Annotated in this window: 19 protein-coding genes; 11 read left to right on the top strand and 8 right to left on the bottom strand. The window is 51.2% G+C overall.

The features are described from left to right. The 6 genes from AC3B8H_RS10075 to AC3B8H_RS10050 all read left to right on the top strand — a co-directional run. On the top strand, positions 1-376 hold a 376-nt coding region (locus AC3B8H_RS10075; protein WP_488441450.1), incomplete at its 5' end, for a restriction endonuclease subunit S. Next, a complete protein-coding gene (locus tag AC3B8H_RS10070) occupies positions 373-1,134 on the top strand; it encodes a Fic family protein (RefSeq protein WP_488441449.1) in 762 nt (253 codons plus the stop codon). The genes AC3B8H_RS10075 and AC3B8H_RS10070, both read left to right, overlap by 4 nt. Continuing rightward, positions 1,131-4,400 (top strand): type I restriction endonuclease subunit R, encoded by a 3,270-nt coding sequence (locus AC3B8H_RS10065; protein WP_488441448.1) that lies wholly within the window; start codon positions 1,131-1,133, stop codon positions 4,398-4,400. The genes AC3B8H_RS10070 and AC3B8H_RS10065 overlap by 4 nt, the downstream gene beginning before the upstream one ends. Next, positions 4,397-5,131 (top strand): M48 family metallopeptidase, encoded by a 735-nt coding sequence (locus tag AC3B8H_RS10060; RefSeq protein ID WP_488441447.1) that lies wholly within the window; start codon positions 4,397-4,399, stop codon positions 5,129-5,131. Before AC3B8H_RS10065 ends, AC3B8H_RS10060 begins: the two co-directional genes overlap by 4 nt. A 145-nt stretch (positions 5,132-5,276) precedes the next feature. Next, a complete protein-coding gene (locus AC3B8H_RS10055) occupies positions 5,277-5,621 on the top strand; it encodes a DNA/RNA non-specific endonuclease (protein ID WP_488441446.1) in 345 nt (114 codons plus the stop codon). A 115-nt stretch (positions 5,622-5,736) separates the two neighbouring features. Beyond that, complete coding sequence (locus AC3B8H_RS10050; protein WP_488441445.1) at positions 5,737-6,075, top strand: transposase; 339 nt, start codon at positions 5,737-5,739, stop codon at positions 6,073-6,075. A gap of 165 nt (positions 6,076-6,240) precedes the next feature. Here AC3B8H_RS10050 and AC3B8H_RS10045 read toward each other — a convergent pair whose 3' ends face one another. Further along, on the bottom strand, positions 6,241-6,657 hold the full coding sequence (locus AC3B8H_RS10045) for a 4-oxalocrotonate tautomerase (RefSeq protein ID WP_488441444.1): 417 nt from the start codon (positions 6,655-6,657) through the stop codon (positions 6,241-6,243). A 163-nt stretch (positions 6,658-6,820) separates the two neighbouring features. On the opposite strand from AC3B8H_RS10045, the gene AC3B8H_RS10040 reads away from it, so the two are divergent. Beyond that, a complete protein-coding gene (locus AC3B8H_RS10040; RefSeq protein WP_488441443.1) occupies positions 6,821-7,402 on the top strand; it encodes a TetR/AcrR family transcriptional regulator in 582 nt (193 codons plus the stop codon). Between the two features lie 41 nt (positions 7,403-7,443). On the opposite strand, the gene AC3B8H_RS10035 is transcribed toward AC3B8H_RS10040, so the two are convergent. Continuing rightward, on the bottom strand, positions 7,444-7,992 hold the full coding sequence (locus AC3B8H_RS10035; RefSeq protein WP_488441442.1) for an MAPEG family protein: 549 nt from the start codon (positions 7,990-7,992) through the stop codon (positions 7,444-7,446). Positions 7,993-8,100: 108 nt separating this feature from the next. On the opposite strand from AC3B8H_RS10035, the gene AC3B8H_RS10030 reads away from it, so the two are divergent. Next, complete coding sequence (locus AC3B8H_RS10030) at positions 8,101-8,517, top strand: winged helix-turn-helix transcriptional regulator (RefSeq protein ID WP_488441441.1); 417 nt, start codon at positions 8,101-8,103, stop codon at positions 8,515-8,517. 437 nt (positions 8,518-8,954) lie between these two features. On the opposite strand, the gene AC3B8H_RS10025 is transcribed toward AC3B8H_RS10030, so the two are convergent. From AC3B8H_RS10025 to AC3B8H_RS10000, 6 genes are all read right to left on the bottom strand, one after another. Next, positions 8,955-9,911 carry a GlxA family transcriptional regulator gene (locus tag AC3B8H_RS10025; protein WP_488441440.1) on the bottom strand — a complete coding sequence of 319 codons (957 nt, stop codon included), beginning with the start codon at positions 9,909-9,911 and terminating at the stop codon, positions 8,955-8,957. Positions 9,912-10,025: 114 nt separating this feature from the next. Beyond that, positions 10,026-10,697 (bottom strand): DJ-1/PfpI family protein, encoded by a 672-nt coding sequence (locus tag AC3B8H_RS10020; protein WP_488441439.1) that lies wholly within the window; start codon positions 10,695-10,697, stop codon positions 10,026-10,028. 336 nt (positions 10,698-11,033) lie between these two features. Continuing rightward, the gene (locus AC3B8H_RS10015; RefSeq protein ID WP_488441451.1) at positions 11,034-11,633 is read right to left on the bottom strand and encodes a DUF1697 domain-containing protein; all 600 of its coding nucleotides are present in this window, start codon (positions 11,631-11,633) and stop codon (positions 11,034-11,036) included. Continuing rightward, the gene (locus AC3B8H_RS10010) at positions 11,630-12,004 is read right to left on the bottom strand and encodes a TfoX/Sxy family protein (protein ID WP_488441438.1); all 375 of its coding nucleotides are present in this window, start codon (positions 12,002-12,004) and stop codon (positions 11,630-11,632) included. The genes AC3B8H_RS10015 and AC3B8H_RS10010 overlap by 4 nt, the downstream gene beginning before the upstream one ends. 157 nt (positions 12,005-12,161) lie before the next feature. Then, on the bottom strand, positions 12,162-13,961 hold the full coding sequence (locus tag AC3B8H_RS10005; RefSeq protein WP_488441437.1) for a serine hydrolase domain-containing protein: 1,800 nt from the start codon (positions 13,959-13,961) through the stop codon (positions 12,162-12,164). Between the two features lie 343 nt (positions 13,962-14,304). Continuing rightward, positions 14,305-15,081, bottom strand: a complete 777-nt coding sequence (locus AC3B8H_RS10000) for a helix-turn-helix transcriptional regulator (protein ID WP_488441436.1) — start codon at positions 15,079-15,081, stop codon at positions 14,305-14,307. A 110-nt stretch (positions 15,082-15,191) separates the two neighbouring features. On the opposite strand from AC3B8H_RS10000, the gene AC3B8H_RS09995 reads away from it, so the two are divergent. The 3 genes from AC3B8H_RS09995 to AC3B8H_RS09985 form a co-directional block, all read left to right on the top strand. Further along, the gene (locus AC3B8H_RS09995; RefSeq protein WP_488441435.1) at positions 15,192-15,449 is read left to right on the top strand and encodes a CopG family ribbon-helix-helix protein; all 258 of its coding nucleotides are present in this window, start codon (positions 15,192-15,194) and stop codon (positions 15,447-15,449) included. Then, positions 15,446-15,730: a type II toxin-antitoxin system RelE/ParE family toxin gene (locus tag AC3B8H_RS09990; RefSeq protein ID WP_488441434.1), complete on the top strand. Its 285-nt coding sequence runs from the start codon at positions 15,446-15,448 to the stop codon at positions 15,728-15,730. Before AC3B8H_RS09995 ends, AC3B8H_RS09990 begins: the two co-directional genes overlap by 4 nt. A 533-nt stretch (positions 15,731-16,263) precedes the next feature. After that, positions 16,264-16,775 (top strand): hypothetical protein (locus AC3B8H_RS09985; RefSeq protein ID WP_488441433.1); only part of this gene is annotated, 512 nt, incomplete at its 3' end.

The following is a 16,775-nucleotide window of genomic DNA, read 5'->3' as shown; positions in this document are numbered from 1 at the left end:
GTGGCAAGGAGTTTCTGCGCTATCGGAGATTGAGGGGCGTGTAAGCCCTGCATATACAGTTATTACTCCGAAACATGGGGTTGATGGCTTATTTATCTCATATCTATTTAAGTTGCCGAGAACTATTCATAATTTTTATAGATACTCGCAAGGTTTAACTTCAGATACTTGGAATCTAAAGTTTCGTCATTTCAAGGAAGTAACTGTGACAATTCCGGAGATAGAAGAACAAATGCAAATTGCCAAAATTCTTCATTCTTGTGATCAAGAAATTGCCGGACTTATCGCGATGCGAGAGGCTTTTGTCAGCGAGAAAAAATTTCTAGTGCAACAACTACTCACCGGAAAACGCCGCGTGAAGGTCGATGAATCATGAATACTGCCGCCCGCTTCGCCGAAATCGACCGCCTCAAGTCCATCTTGGACAGCCTGCGGCTATTGCCGGAACACACCGTCCGCACCCTGCACGAACAGCAAGTGCTGGAATGGACTTACCATTCCAATGCCATCGAGGGTAATACCTTAACCTTGAAGGAAACCAAGGTGGTGCTGGAAGGCATCACCATCGGCGGCAAGCCGTTGCGCGAGCATTTCGAGGTGATCAATCACAAGGAAGCCATCGATTACGTCGAGGCCATCGTCCAAAACCAGGAAGCCTTGAGCGAGTGGCAAATCAAATCCATTCACCACCTGGTGCTAAAAAACATCGACGACCGCAACGCCGGCCAATACCGGCAGGAAAACGTGGTGATCGCCGGCGCCGAGCATCTGCCGCCGGATTATATTAAGGTGCCGGACGCGATGGTGGGGCTGATGGACTGGTATAGCCGTTCCAGAGAGTTGCACCCGGTGGAATGCGCCGCCCGCTTGCACGTCGATTTCGTCGGTATCCACCCATTTGTTGACAGCAACGGCCGTACCTCGCGGTTATTGATGAACTTTGAATTGATGCGGCGCGGCTTTTTGCCCGTGATCATTCCAGTGGAAAATCGCTTGGCCTATTACGATGCCCTGGACACCGCGCATACCAGCGGCGATTACAGCCTGTTTATCGAACTGGTAGCCAGCCTGGAGCAAGCCACCTTGGAACGTTATCTGCGGATCGTACAAGGTGCTACGGATACAATCCGATGAGTGTTATCCCTGAAACCAAGGAAGTCTTCAGTTCGCAAATCCCGGCCTTGCTGGTGTTGATGGCGATGGGCTATGAGTACCTGTCGCCAGCGCAAGCACTTGCCTATCGCGGCGGACAAACCTCTGAAGTGTTGTTGCGGTCAGTGTTGATCGCTGAACTGCGCAAACGCCGATTTGACTGGAAAGGCCAGGAGTATCCACTCTCTAATAATGCCATCGATGACATTGTGCGGCAGTTGGCCTCACCCTGCTTGGGCGAAGGCTTGTTGTCCGCCAATGAGCGGCTGTATGACCACTTGACCTTAGGGCTGACCGTTACCGAATTTATCGACGGCAAAAAAGCCCAGCCGACCATCGCCCTCATCGATTGGGAAAACCCGGCCAATAATTGCTTTCAGGTCACCGACGAATTTGAGGTGTTGAATGCCGGCGGTACCGGCACGCGTCGGCCGGACATCGTCTGCTTCGTGAATGGCATTCCCTTGGTGTGTATCGAAGCCAAGCGACCTGATCCGCATAATCCGCACAAGGATATGCTCAAGGAGGGCATTTCACAGCACCTCAGAAATCAAGGCGTCGCCGAGATTCCGCATTTGTTTGCCTACAGCCAATTATTGCTATCGGTGAATGGTCTGGATGGCCGGTATGGGACTACCCGGACACCGGCCAAGTTTTGGGCGTTATGGCGGGAAGAATTGCTGAATGACGACATCTTTGACGCGATCAAGAACACCGCGTTATCGGATAGCCAGGTTGCGCAGTTGTTTGGACACCGGCCGGCTTGGATGCGGCAGTATTTCGATAGCCAAGCTGCGCAAGGCAAACTGTTAGTGACTGGCCAGGACAAGCTGATTGTCAGCTTGTTGAAGCCAGACAGGTTAATGGAATTCATGCGCTTTTTTATTCTGTTCGATAAGAAAAGTGGCAAGATTGCCGCGCGCTATCAGCAGTATTTTGGCATCAAGAAATTGATCGATCAGGTCACGCGCAAGAATAGCCGCGATGCCCGCCAGGGCGGCGTGATTTGGCATACCACCGGTTCCGGCAAGTCGTTTACGATGGTGTTCATGGCCAAGGCCTTGATTCTGCATGAGCAGCTAAAACCCTGCCGTTTTTTCGTGGTGACGGACCGGATTGATCTGGAAACGCAATTGAGCAAGGTGTTCGCCAATGCCGGCGCTTTGGCTTCACCACGGGATGTTGAAAAGGCCAAGGCCACGTCGGGTAAGGATTTGGCGCAGCGTATCAGTCAGGGTAACGAGCGGATTTTATTTTCGATCATCAATAAATTCGCGACCGCCTCCAAGCAGCCCGAGTGCCATAACCCCAGCTCAGACATTATCGTATTGGTCGATGAAGGCCATCGCAGCCATGGCGGAGAAACCCACGAGCGTATGCGCCAGGCCTTGCCGAATGCGGCTTACATTGCTTTTACCGGCACGCCGCTGCTGAAAAACGACAAAACCACCAACAAATTCGGCCCCATCATTCATGCCTACACCATGCAGCGTGCGGTGGAAGATAGCACGGTCACGCCCTTGCTGTACGAAGAACGGGTGCCGGAACTGGGTACCAATGCCAAGGCCATCGATAATTGGTTCGAGCGTATTACCGAAGGCTTGACCGACAAGCAGCGCGCCGATCTGAAAAAAAAGTTCGCGCAGAAAGGCCAAATCTACCAATCCGAAAGTCGCATCGAACTGATCGCGCACGATATTGCCGACCATTTCGTCAAGAACGTGGCCGATGGTTTGAAAGCGCAATTGGCGACTGATAGCAAGCTATCGGCAATCCGCTATAAGAAATATCTCGATGAAACCGGCTTGGTGACCAGCGCTATCATCATGTCACCGCCCGACACCCGTGAAGGTCACGAGGCAGTGGACGAAAGCCAATTACCGGAAGTGCAGCAATGGTGGCAGGTACATGTCGGCAACCAAAGCGAAGAGACCTATACCAAGGAAGTGATCCGTCGATTCGCCGACGAAGACGATCCGCAAATCCTGATTGTGGTAGATAAGCTGCTGACGGGGTTCGACGAGCCCCGCAACGCAGTGTTGTATATCGACAAACCGCTGAAACAGCACAACCTGATTCAGGCCATCGCCCGCGTCAATCGACTGCATGAATTAAAGAAGTTTGGCTTGCTGATCGATTACCGGGGGATATTGAAAGAGTTGGATACGACCCTGGAGGCCTATCAAAATTTGGCCGAACGCACTCAAGATGGTTACGACATCGATGATCTGATCGGTTTGTATCGGCAGGTGAACACCGAATATAAAAAACTGCCCGTTTTGCACGACACGTTATGGGCGATATTCAAAGACATTAAAAATCGCGCCGACCTGGAGCAGTTTCGCCAGGTGTTGATTCCGCATTACCAGACCGACGACGCCGGCGACAGTTACGATGCCAAACAAAAGGTGCGGGAAGATTTTTACGAGGCTTTGACAGCGTTTAGTCTGTGTCTGGAAATAGCGCTGGGTTCGAGCAGTTTTTACGAAGACCGCAGCTTTTCCGAAGATGATATTCGCACTTATAAGCGCGATGTTCGGTTTTTCAGCCAGCTACGGCAAATTGCCCGCCAGGATGCCGGGGAGACCATTGATTATTCCGACTACGCGGCGCGCATCAAAAAGCTGATCGATAAGCATGTGGTCGGTGAAGGCATTCGCGAGCCGGAAGGCGTATTCATCGTCAATGAACTGGGTAAGCAAAAACCCGAAGATTGGACCGATGAAAAAACCCGCAACGAAACCGACATTATTCGCACTCGACTGAAGAAAACCATCGAGCAGGATTTACAAGACGATCCTTACGCGCAAAAAGTGTTTTCGGAACTTCTGGACCAGGCTATTCGTGATGCTGAGGCCATGTTCGAGCATCCGTTCAAACAGTACATGCTGTTTAAGGATTTGGAAGAAAAACTGGCCGAGCGCGAGGTGCCGGATACGCCGGATCCATTGGCGTCCAATCCGCATGCCAAAGCGTACTTTGGGGTATTCAAATTGGTGTTCGGTGAAGACTCGTTCAACTCTTTATCCGAAACGGACAGGCAAAGCTATGTCGAACAGGCTTTTGCTATTGATGAACTGGTCGACAAGGCGGTCGCGGAAAATTCCGTCAATCCGCAAAACATTGAAGCTGAAATCCGTAAAGGTTTGTTGCCGCGCTTGTTCAAGTTAATCGGCATGGATAAGGCCAAGGAAGTTATTGAGCATATCGTGCAAATCACCCGAGTCGGTTTGTCCAAAGAACGATGACCAAACAATCCATTCGCTATGGTGACGAGGAAATAAACTACCAAGTTACTTTTCGGACCAGTAAAACGACCAAAATAGCCATTCATGTCCATCCGGATGGTATTGTTCAGGTCGATGCGCCTGCTGGTGTCGAACTGCTCAAAATCAAGCAAGCTGTGCAGAAACGTGCGCGCTGGTTATTGCAGAATCTATCTCGTATCCGGGAAGCGCAAGCTGAAGTGCTGCCCAGGCAATACATTAGTGGCGAAAGCCATTTCTACTTAGGGAAGCGCTACCCGCTAAAAGTGCTGGATTTAACCAACAGCCATCGACCAACCGTCAAACTGTTGCGCGGGCAATTACAGGTTGTCACGGCTGACCGTTCCACGGAAAAAATCAGTCAGTTATTGAAAGACTGGTACGCATCCCACGCCCATCAAGTTTTTCATCGTCGGTTGCAAGCTTTGGCACCTGGTGTGTTATGGCTGAATGAGTCGCTACCGACGATTAAGCTTTTGACCATGCAAAAGCAATGGGGAAGCTGCTCGCCACATGGGCATATCTTACTGAACCCGCATTTGGTTAAGGCGCCCAGAGAGTGCATCGATTACGTCATAATTCACGAGCTTTGCCATCTGAAGGAGCACAATCACAGTCCGGAGTTTTATCGATTATTGAGCCTGCAAATGCCGGACTGGAAACAGGTCAAGGGTAAGCTGGATGGTATGGCGGAGCTAATGCTGAATGTGTAGCATCAAATCTTTGCGCAGTTAGCCTGATGGTTGCTTTTGATGACATTTTGGAGGCTTTATGACCACATTAACTATCGGGACTGGTGACAATCTTCATTCCTGCAAAACTCGGCGCTTTTCAAAGGTTTTTGCTTATGTCACCACTGTGCCGACTCACCTGTGTTACCGCGACCTCGAAGACCTGCACGTCATTGGCGGCGTGATTTGGGGGAATAACCCCGCCGACGACTATTTTTTGAGATCACACGGCGTCAAAACGCCGGACGCCTTTTGGAAAGTGATTATCCGTGGCAGCGATCAAGATCAACGAGTCGTTGCTTGGGTGGTGCCGAATAGCCCATCGGCTACCAAGAGCAACTTGGATCAATACTTGATTTCGGTCGGCAATTTAGAGCAGTTGGTCGGCGAAACCCTCCCGGTCGCCGCCTACGCCAAACACGACAGGCCGACCGCGTCCTGGCATATTCCGCACGGCTGTAATAAAGGGTAGGAGGCATTCCAGCCATAACGCTCGTTCATTTCGTGGCCAAGTAATAGCGCTTGCCCTTCCGATAAAACATAACCTAAAAACTTTTCGTCATTGTCGAAGAGTTCTTCGAATACTGTTGACCCCACTTTGGCAGAGCGTAAATGGCCTGTGGTTCTTTGGTTTTCTAATGGCGCTGATCGAACGCGTCAGCAAGCCGATGGTGGTGATTTTGGACAATGCATCCATTCATACGGCCAAAAAGCTGAAACCTTATTGGGATTTATTGGAAGAGAAAGGCATGCGATTTTATTTTCTGCCTCCCTACAGTCCTGAGTTGAACCGAATCGAATTGCTGTGGCATAAGATGAAATATGAATGGCTACCTTTCAAAACATATGCGCCGGATGAACTGGAGCTGGCCATTGATGAAATTGGCCGTGGATTTGGCTCAAAATACACGCTAACTTTTTGCTAGGCGCTTATTAGAGTGTAACGAGATGTTTTAACAGCTTTGCCGGTCAGGCTGATTGGTATAGGACCCCATATCAGCCATTTAACATCCATGATGAGCGATTTTAGTGAGGCAAGATATTTACTGCTTCGCGGGCCGCTGGAGATCGACCCGCGACTCAATCAAATCCTAACCTGCAGAAAGTGCCTCACCTAGTTGGTCATTCGTCATCGCCTGCCCGGCAATTCCCCAGGCACCATCAACAGCATGAACGATGTTAGCCCATATTTGTTGCTTAGGCAGATTGCCGCCCGATAACTCGTGAATAATTCCGGTGGCCTCTTCGATATGTCCCTGTTGAATTTCTCTGGTATTGAATGCAAATGAGGGCACCTTCCATTCGATGAAGGCGACCTCGGTTTCTTCCAGTCCCGCATAGGTTTGCTGTTTGGGTAGCAGATGGATGGCGCCGACCACATTAGGCGTCATCACCTGATTACCGGAGAGCCCGTGCCATTTCAACATTGAATCGCAAATTCGGCGAAAAGCCAGTTTTTCAGTTCCTGCGGGTAATACACCTTCTGTGAGCGTAAGAGTAAGCGGCATATCGGTTTCCTGTAGTGTGGGGGTTACACATAGCGAAAGCTAATTGGCGGGCATTGGATAACGACCGCTATCTAATAATAGATAACGATCGTTATCCTATCAACCATGCCGATTCCAACGATTTGATACAATGTCAAGCCAAAATAGTATTGGATACACCAGCGTGAGATATACAGAAGACCAAAAACAACAAACCTGCCAGCGCATTATTGAGGCTGCTGGACGTTGCTTTCGAAAAGGCGGTTACAGCGGCATTGGCGTCGATGGTTTGGCCAAGGAAGCCGGCGTGACCTCAGGGGCTTTCTACGGGCACTTCAGCTCCAAAGCAGAGGCTTTCAAAGCTGTAATCATTGCCGGAATGAAGGATTTAAAATCAGGTATTGGCTTTTTCAAACAACAGCACGGCGAAAACTGGTGGGAAGAATTTGCAAAGTTTTACATGGGGCCAAAACGCACCTGCGATCTGGGCGATAGCTGCATACTCCAAAGTGTAACACCGGAAGTATGCCGTTCCGAGGAAGCGATACGCGCTGCATTTGAATTGGAGTTGCTGGAGATCGTCAAACTAGCAGCGGATGGAACACGGGAAACAGGCGATCAGGCGGCGGTTGATAAGGCTTGGGCTAACTTTGCGATGTTGATTGGCGGTGTAACCTTAGCTCGCGCGGTTACAGACGAAAAAATCGCCAATGAAATTGCAATGGCCGTTCAGCAGGCGTTGCTCACCCGGCAAAAGCGTTCTTAAATTCAATGGTATTCGTCTGATCGTCCGGATTCCATCCAAGCTTAGCCAAATCCAACCACCGTCACAAAGCGAAACCAAAGAGTGCTCAGAATGATGCAGCTTGGCGCCCAAGTCGCGAAGCGATACGGCACCCAGTTTACCGCCATATAAATAAATGCATGGGCATACCTGAGTACAACAAAAGCCCAGGCAAGAGCGATTTGAACGTTGTCAGCTTCTTTCCCTACCAACATCAATAGACAAATCACATAAAAAAGCGGTGGCACTTGCATCAGATTATTGAAGGTTCGAGCGGGACGTTCAAATCGATCGTCGGCCGGGATATCCGACTTGTAATCCACGAAATATCCGAGCGATGCATGCCCTCGAATAACGGCAACATTGCGTGCGACGACCATGATCAGCCATACCAAAGCCGTCAGCGTAAAGAGCGCAGCCATGGGAGAAACAAGCAACTCCGGTCGCACAGAGTGATGTTCACCGGCTAATAGCCAGAATAACCAAGCTACGACCGAGCCGACAATGATGCAAGGAGCTGTGTAAATCCGCAGCAACGAGATATTGGTGGCAGTAGAATTTATTGGCGACATATACGATTTCCTGATGAACGTGGTTTGCGGAATAAGCCCAGGTTGATATACTTGCATTATGCAACTAATTATCCTGTTTCAATTGTAAAATGCAAGTAAATAAACCGAATGTCCGAATCCAAGCTCGGAAATAGATGTCCAATCGATTATGCCCTCGAAGTGTTTGGAGACCGATGGACGCTAATCATACTCCGCGATCTGATGCTAAGCGGCAAACGGCACTACCGAGAGCTCATAACTTCGAAAGAAGGAATCGCAACTAACATTCTGGCTTCGCGACTGAAGAAAATGGAAGCGGACGGACTCGTTATCCGCAAACACAAGTCCGAAGACAAGCGCCAAGTGTTTTATGAGCTAACGGACAAAGCACTCGATCTGGTCCCTGTGCTACTCGAGATTAGCCGCTGGAGCGTCATTTACGACAAACATACGGCAGCCCCACCGGATCTCATGCGCCGTTATCAAGAAGAGCCGCAGCAGCTGATAGCAGATTTGCAGGAAGCGGCGCGAATTCGGCAAACATGACCGTTTATGTAACAAAAACGAAAATTAGGAAGCGTCTGTCAACTCCTTTTGTTAGATCAAAATTTTAGGGCATTTTTAGAACTTTCATCGCCCCGAGATTTTGGACTGATAGCGGATACCAGCCGTCGGCAAGACCGGCGACAGTCGGAACAACTTGTTAATTTGAATTCTCACGACTCTAAAAGCCCGCCGTATTGGTTGTTCGTGGCCTGTGGCTTTGGCGCATTTTTCAATCAGCCGGCGTTTTACTAAGAGGCCAGACACCCAAGGCCGTTGCGACAAATCCGGTCGAACCGCACTTTCCGCTCTAGGCTGCGCTGAGTTTTTCATTGACCAGGATCGGTTTTCTCGGTGCTATGTACTGATAGCGCTAGCGGCTTGGATGACGCATTTTACGAGGAATTGAAAAGCCACTGCCAATAGCCGAAGCCGGGCGACTACCCGCCAAGCGATTTACGGGCGGCACGTCGTAATTCTTGCGAAGTCCGTCCGAATACATTCAGACAACTGCGGCCCATCTTTTCCGCTGACCCCAAACCCACATCCCTGGCGATTTGTTCGAGCGGCTCTAGCGTTTCTTCAATTCTGGGCCGAGCGACATCCAATCTAAGCCGCTCGATGGCTTTCGCCGGCGTCATGCCGGTGGCATTAAAAAAAGTCCGGCTAAATTGGCGCGGACTGATGCAAGCCACTTCTGCAAGACGCTCAACGGATAAGGATTCGCGCAAATGCTCGCGGGCATAGCAAAGCACGTCTCTAACCCGACCGGACGTTGGAGTAATGTCCAAGATGGCCGAAAATTGCGATTGCCCGCCCAGACGGCGATGGTAAACCACCATGTCCTTGGCAACGCCTTTGGCAACCGAGGAACCGAAGTCCTCCTCGATCAGCATCAACGCCAGGTCTATGCCGGCGGTCAATCCGGCCGCCGTCCAAATATTGCCCTCTTTAACATAAATTCGGTCGATATCGACCAGCACTTTTGGGTATCGCGATTGCAATAGCCCCGCATAACGCCAGTGAGTGGTTGCTCTGCGGCCATCCAGCAACCCGGCAGCGGCGAGAAGAAACGCACCGGTGCAAACGCTGACGACGCGATTGCCCCGCCGGGCGCTTTCCCAAAAAAAGGCCTTGGTCGCGGCATTCAAATCGTAGACATGTGCCGTCGGACCGCCTACAGTCACGATGGTCTCATGGTCGCCCACTTCGGCGAATTTCTCGCTAGCCATACTTAAACCGGCCCGGTCTTTGATCGCGCCACCCGTCGCGGACACCACGCTAAATTCGTAACGCCCGCCGTAAAGTTCGTTGACCAAGTTAAATGCCGAGCACGGCCCGCTTAAATCGAGCAATTCGAATTCCGGATAGACAAAGAAAATAATTTTTCGCTTCATTAAGTTAAGCCGCGACTAACTTACCTGTTTCTAATATCAAAGGCTTACGCTGGAATGCAGTGAACAGTGCCGCATGGATAATAACGGCAACGGCACTGTCCATTTTGGCGAGTGTCAGCCTTGAGCCTGACCGGTATAAGCCGCGATTGCGCCTCGGCTATACTCCTGAATCATATCGGCGATCAAACTCGAATATTTCCCGGCGATTGCCTTGCCGGCATTCTCGACCGTTCCCGGTCCAAGCGGCGGATGCGGGTCGTATTCGACGACCAGATTGGCCAATTCAGCGAATTCGCGCCCCAAAGCGACATCCGCCACCATCAACGCGGCTTCGAAACTGCCGATGCTAGGTCTGGCGGTATAAAGATTACCATCCACCACGACACTACCACCGGTAGTCACGACTTCCGACGCACCCAGTTTATTCAGCAGAGGTAAGGAATTGAGGCTGGTCGTCACGCGTTTGCCTTGCAAAAGGCCGGCCGCCCCCAACAAAACCACGCCATTACAAACGCCAATCACGTATTTAGCTTGGCGGCCTTGTTTGGCGACGAAGGCGATGACCTCGGGATCGTTCGTGGTCTCCGGCGCCAGCATTGGCACGGCCAGCACATCCAGATTTCCCGGACAGTCTGAAAACGTGGTGGTCGGTTTGGTCCACCAAGCCGGAAAGCCTTCCACCAGATCTAGCGATTTCCACAGCAAATGGATTTCGGCACCCGGACAGAAGCCGAAAACCGCCTGAATCCCGACCATGTCCATCGGCAGGAATCCCGGCCCAATCACGACACCGACTCGAAATGGCCGGGTGCCCGGAGGGGATATGGCTTGTTCGAAGCGTTGATAGGAAGGAAGTGGCTGGGAAAGGGACTTTTGCATCATTTGTTCTCCAAAAATGTTAGGAATTTCGGGGCTCGTCGCCCATACACATGATGACTATTTCGCCTTGATTCCGAAATGACATAAAAGCCGCAATTTAGGACATCGTATTCCGTGAGAACCAAGGCTAGTCAGCGAGGACCAAAGGCCAAATCAGCCGAACCAAGTTGGTATGTACATGGAGGGATTCGTTGCGGCGAATCTATTCGCACGAGGTTTATTAATCAGCAGCGTTAGGCGGGGTCATGCTTTCGCCAATTCCATGATCTTGCAAACCGTCCGCCAATTGCGGCACGTCATTGCTACGCCTAGCTGCTTTTCGGCCTGGGCTGCCAGTTTCGAGCGACCGATACCTTCCGGCGCATGCAGGTAGAAAACCCGATCGATCAAACCAAACCGTTCGCTGTCTTTCTTGATGACGGCCAGCGCATTAAGATCGGGGTTGGCAGGTGCGGACAGCAGAAAACTCAGGTGTAAGGTATTAGGTTGGCTTTCTGTATCGGGAAACGGATTGGCTCGCACGGCGTGTTCCAGTTCCGCCAACTCCAGTAATAATAACTGCGGCTCGAAACCGTGGCGTTTGTTTATTTCCTCCACAATCCGCGTGGAAAGTGGCCCAACGTCTTCCGCATGGCTACGAAACACCGCATTGCCACTTTGGATATAGGTTTTGACGTCGCGGAGGCCAAGGCTTTCGAAAATGGCAACCAATGCCGACATCGGCAGAATATGCTTCCCGCCAACATTGATGCCTCTAAACAATGCGATATAAGTCTTCATTCGTTTACTGAGTGGGTGCCGGTCGGCCAGCGTGTTAGAATAAGCGGTTACAGGCACCTTCACGTTTTGCAATTCGCCTTTTTGGCCGTCGACGCGTTGGCTTTACGCTGGTTACGTTGAACTCGTCGTGCGGCATCATACGAGCGGCACGCCCAGATAGCTGCCTGCTCGCGGTCTTCCATAAACTCAGCCGGTGCCGGGTAATACGACGTTTTCGCCATCTTGCCTTCCCGCTGATAGGCAAATGGCGCAAGCCCCTGTTCCTCGAAAAACTTTGCATTTTTAGCACCCGCCTTGAGATAATGGGTCTCGTCGGCCACCATGGCAAACATAAAGCCATCGTGGTAAACCCCATAGCCCCCGAACATTTTGCGGGAGTGAATGGTGCCGAATAGTTCGAACACTTCCGGCAGATAGGCGATGAATTCTCCCATCGGAATACCTCTTGATGGATGGTTGCAAGATTGTGATCATTCATAAAACCCGTTTTGACTGGCGGCCTACGGTAATCGCAAAGCTTACGCATTGACAATACGTTCAAGCGAGTGAAATGCCAACGCCATAGGAGATTGTTCATCCTGAAGGTTTTGCTCATTTCTTCCGTAATAAATACCCGGAATAGGCCACAAAATCTTGCCCATCGATCGTCTCCAGCCGCACGGTTTCCTGCATGCCGCGCCCCAGCCCGAGAATAACGGCGGCATTTTCCGATACCGGTGCAATGGGGAATACCAGATTATTCGTCTCGAAAGCGGGGATGGAATATTCCAGCATCAAAAAACCGTCCCGTTCGCGTAGCGCGCATTTTTCCGGGACCATCGCCTCGCCTTCGGCAAGATTCACAATCTCGTATTCTCCCTGGCGGCTACGCATGGATTCCGGGATAGGTACGGGTTGGATTTTCTCGCCTAACACAAAGGTTTGTCCATGCCAGTGGTCCAGCGCCAGATCATGACCGTCGACATGGCGCACCGACACGCCCACTTCAGCCAGTTGCTTGGGTTGTAGCGGAATCAAACCCAGCAGTTTGTAGCGAATGCCGAATTGGCCGTCGTCCCTGCCAACCAAATCCATGCTGTTACCGTTCAGTTCGGTGGACAGGATATCGCCGTCCGCGGTTAGCTGGATGTAGCCGAGCGCGGTTGCGTATTGCCCGGCTGCCAATTGCTGCTCCTGCGCGGTTAGCCCACGGGTTTCGATTTCAGGTGTTTCGGTGTCCTCCGGCAGAGGCTGGCCGGTTTTTATCGCAACCGCCAGTTTTAGCGCCTTATCGGTGACTTTGTCGATCAAGTCGCCGTTGGGCGGGGAATTCGCCAACACGACCACGCCCAACCTGTGTTCCGGCAGCACCGTCAGCAGGCTGCGATGAAAAAGTGTAGCTCCACCGTGTGCCGCCACTTCGCCGATACCCGGCTTGCTGGTCAAGAACCAACCCAAACCGGTTTTGGTACCCACATCCAGCGCCACGTCCCGGTTTTGCTGGCACAGCATTTCATGCAGGGTTTCCGGTTTTAATATGGGCCGGCCATTAGCTTTTCCGTCCGCCAACACCATCGCGATAAAACGGCTCAAATCCAAGACATTCGCGTTCAAGCCCCCGGCCGGAATATCGCGCAGTGCCACTTCGGTCTTTTCCTGATCATTCTTATAGGCTTTCGAGGCCAGTGCTACCTCGAGACCCTGCGAAAATGCCGCATTCGTCATACCGAGCGGTTTTAACAGCTGCCGGTTGGCGTAACTGCTGAAATCCTGGCCGGTAAGCCGTTCCAGCATCGCCCCTAACAAGGTGATGCCCAGGTTCGAATAAGCCCAGATGCGATTGGGCGGATAGGCGACATATTCGTCTTTTAGGGGGTCAACCAGTTGACTGAACGGCGCTGGACTCCTGGTCCACATGCCATTCCCTCTATCGCCCGGCAAGCCGGAAAGATGGGTCATGATATTGCGCGGTGTAATCGGCCCGGCATCCGGGAAGCGGCTTTTGATCGCAAAATTTGGCAGATAGGTTTGCAAAGGCCGATCAATATCCAGCTTTCCTTGCTCGGCCAGTTGCATGACCAGCGTTTCGGTGAAAAGCTTGGAGATGGAGCCGGTTCGATAAACCGTTTCCGGGGTCGCGGCAATCTGTCTGGCTTGATCGGCATAGCCAAAACCTTGCGACCAGACGATCTTCTGGTCATCCACCACGGCGATGCTCAATCCCTTCACATTCTGTTCGGACATTTCCTGCTCGATCAGCCAGGACAGATGTGCCTTGAGGTACCTGTAATCGCCGCGTTGAGCTGCATCCGGTTTTAACGGCGGCGAACCCGTGCAACCGCTGAGCAAAAGCAATATCGCGCTTAAACAAGTCCAATAGGTTTTCATCTGATCCTTGAAGGGGGTGATCATCGATTAATCGGTCGGCAAAATTTCAAGCCCCTGTGGATGGAGCTTTGAGCCTTTTACCAGTGCTGCTTTGGTAGTTGGATAGTATTGGGCGATCCGATGGTAGTCAAACGTTTTAACAGCGCGGCCTTTAGCCTACGCGAAGACAAACTTTGTCAGTAATGAGTTCGGAACGATCACGCCCCTAGCACCAAAACCACCCTTAGCAATAACGCCATGAGTGACTCGGCCGATAGAAATAAAGATTACCAAATCTCGAATATCCTGGCCGCCGCTGAAATTGGCGGTTTTTCGGTGTTGCTGGCCGGATTTTTAAACCGGCTATGGATGGGCTGAACACTAAACCTCATTCGTTCGGTACCAAGCAGACCAGTTTGCAATCCGGCTGCATGGCAACGATCAAGGTAGTCTGGCGATAACTCAGGATGCCGCGTTGAGCATGATTAAAACGACGCTCGCCGCCTTCGCGATGAAGCACGGTTTGTTGCTGCCAATACAGTGCGAACGCAGGACTTTGCGGTAACAGCTGTTCGACCAATTGTTGCAGATCGCCGTCAAGCGGCCGGCGGTGATAGTCGGCGCGAAACTCCGCCACCAGCCTTTGCGCGCGATCGGGCCAATCAACGATAAATTGTTGGGCACCTGCGTTGAGAAACACGTAGTTCAGCAGATTACTTTCGCTGGAGTCAACGCCCAGCCAATCGACGAACAGTTCGCCGGCTTGGCGATTCCAAGCCCGCGCAGTCCATATCCGGTCGATTAGATAGGCAGGGCCGTTGAACTGGCCGGGCAACTCCAATAGTTGCGGCAACAAATCCATAGGCACTTCCGCTGTCGTGTCGGGATCGCGCCTGCCGGCCAAGTCGAATAGCGACGCGCGTTCGGCGGGCGATAAACACAGTGCTTGCGCCAAGCGCGTCAAGGTTGTCACCGAGGCTTGTACCTCGCGCCCTTGTTCCAACCAAGTCAACCAGGTCACGCTCACCCCGGCGGCATCGGCCAACTCTTCGCGACGCCAGCCCGGCGTACGCCGTCTACCGACCGATTTAGCCGGTGTCGGCAAGTGTTCCCGATGGGTACGAATGAACGCGCCTAACAATCGGCGCGGATTGGCGTCGGACATGGTGATATTTATACCCGTATAAATGCTTATCTTGTATCAATCAATTCCGGCAGTACGTTAAGTTATGCGATATGATTACAAATGAACCACCGTTAACCGGAGCGGCAACCATGGCAACCGAAGCATTTACCGTAAGGGCTGAATCAGACATCGTGCATCAACTCGATTTTATTGCCGGGGCATTAGATCGATCACGCAATTACCTAGTGAATCAAGCTTTACGGGAATACTTGAAAACCCATGCTTGGCAGGTCGAGAAAATCACCCAAGGTATAGCGGCCGCCGACCGTGGTGAATTGGTCGATCATGACGATGTCATGCGTGAAATGGAAGAACTGATCGAACAAAAATCCAAGGGTAGGGTGTGAAACTCGTTTGGATCGAACCCGCCCGACAGGACTTACGCGAGATATTTACATTTATCGCCGAAGAAAATCCCAACTCAGCCCGCAGACTATTAGCTGAAATCAAAGAACACGCTGTCTTGCTGCAAGACAACCCACAGCTAGGCCGCGCTGGCCGCATTGATGGAACAAGGGAGTTAGTGGTTGTCGGCACACAATACATATTGCCCTATCACTTAAAAGAACAACAAATTCAAATATTGGATGTATTTCACGGCGCAAGATTGTGGCCGGATAACTTTTAGCTTATTGGGGATGTAAGCCGGAACCCCAGAAATTTTGTCTCTTGATATCCAGTCAGATGCAACATGCTCATGCAGATTCTGAATGCCGGAGAGTTGTATAGTTCCTATAACACTTAGAATTTGGTTTCATCGAAACCCTAAAATTTGAACGTCAGCTATCGGGATAGGCTTACTGAACTCGGCGAATTCACAGTTTCGGCCAAAACCCGCCATTAACTAGCCGTAACCCCATCGGCAAAGATCAGGCTTAAAGTTGACATTCACCTTGAGTTTTGTACTAGTTCTAATAGATTATCGGAGTTACCCTGCCAACCGGTTACCGGGCCACCTGAAATATTTGGCTAACGTAAAACTTGATTCATTTTACAAGTTCGAGTAAAAGCTCTCGCCTAAAGAAGTTCGCTGCTAAAAGCTCTTACGCCCTAGCCCCAAAGGTTTGACGTTAAATTGTACGCAAAGGCAAAAGGTTAATACAAAATCCAAGGCGTCAAATCGTTGTCAATATCTTTAGCTTTAAGACATGGAGAATAGATATGCATTTTAACCAACCCCTACTACTAGCGGCCGGCCTGCTTTTCAGCTTAACCTCCCTCAATGCCGAGGCTACCTTAACCCCATACACGTCAGACGGTAAAGCGGTCGTGTACAGTAACGTCAGCAACATTACCTGGACGGCCGATGGCAATCTGCTGGGCACCCTGGAAGCCAGCAACCCTAATCTAGTCAGCACCATCATCAGCACCATAGGGTCCGTTACTGACACACCTAATTATTATGACACCCCGGCGGACAGTGGCCATCATACCCTTATTAGCTCAGTCGACTTCGGTGCCAACGGTCTAGTCAGCTGGTTCGGCGCCCAGGCGTTTACTAAATACCTCAACACCATCAACTACGCTGGTTCCAGCCAATGGACCTTGCCAAGTGCAGGCACGAATCCGCAATGGGGGTACAACCAAACCGACACACAATTCGGTGAATTATTCTATAACGAACTGGGTGGCGTCGCTGACGAAAATGGTGGCTACCACGCTATCCCCACTAA

It is taken from the genome of Methylomonas sp. BG-2, assembly GCF_057766305.1.
The sequence above is the reverse complement of the archived record's forward strand: the minus strand, read 5'-3'. Positions and strand labels throughout refer to the sequence as shown.

Excerpts from the sequence above, each read along its gene's own strand:
- AC3B8H_RS10070 (WP_488441449.1), top strand. The coding sequence starts at position 373 with ATGAATACTGCCGCCCGCTTCGCCGAAATCGACCGCCTCAAGTCCATC.
- AC3B8H_RS10065 (WP_488441448.1), top strand. The coding sequence starts at position 1,131 with ATGAGTGTTATCCCTGAAACCAAGGAAGTCTTCAGTTCGCAAATCCCG.
- AC3B8H_RS10060 (WP_488441447.1), top strand. The coding sequence starts at position 4,397 with ATGACCAAACAATCCATTCGCTATGGTGACGAGGAAATAAACTACCAA.
- AC3B8H_RS10045 (WP_488441444.1), bottom strand. The coding sequence starts at position 6,657 with ATGCCGCTTACTCTTACGCTCACAGAAGGTGTATTACCCGCAGGAACT.
- AC3B8H_RS10035 (WP_488441442.1), bottom strand. The coding sequence starts at position 7,992 with ATGTCGCCAATAAATTCTACTGCCACCAATATCTCGTTGCTGCGGATT.
- AC3B8H_RS10030 (WP_488441441.1), top strand. The coding sequence starts at position 8,101 with ATGTCCGAATCCAAGCTCGGAAATAGATGTCCAATCGATTATGCCCTC.
- AC3B8H_RS10025 (WP_488441440.1), bottom strand. The coding sequence starts at position 9,911 with ATGAAGCGAAAAATTATTTTCTTTGTCTATCCGGAATTCGAATTGCTC.
- AC3B8H_RS10010 (WP_488441438.1), bottom strand. The coding sequence starts at position 12,004 with ATGGGAGAATTCATCGCCTATCTGCCGGAAGTGTTCGAACTATTCGGC.
- AC3B8H_RS10005 (WP_488441437.1), bottom strand. The coding sequence starts at position 13,961 with ATGATCACCCCCTTCAAGGATCAGATGAAAACCTATTGGACTTGTTTA.
- AC3B8H_RS10000 (WP_488441436.1), bottom strand. The coding sequence starts at position 15,081 with ATGTCCGACGCCAATCCGCGCCGATTGTTAGGCGCGTTCATTCGTACC.
- AC3B8H_RS09995 (WP_488441435.1), top strand. The coding sequence starts at position 15,192 with ATGGCAACCGAAGCATTTACCGTAAGGGCTGAATCAGACATCGTGCAT.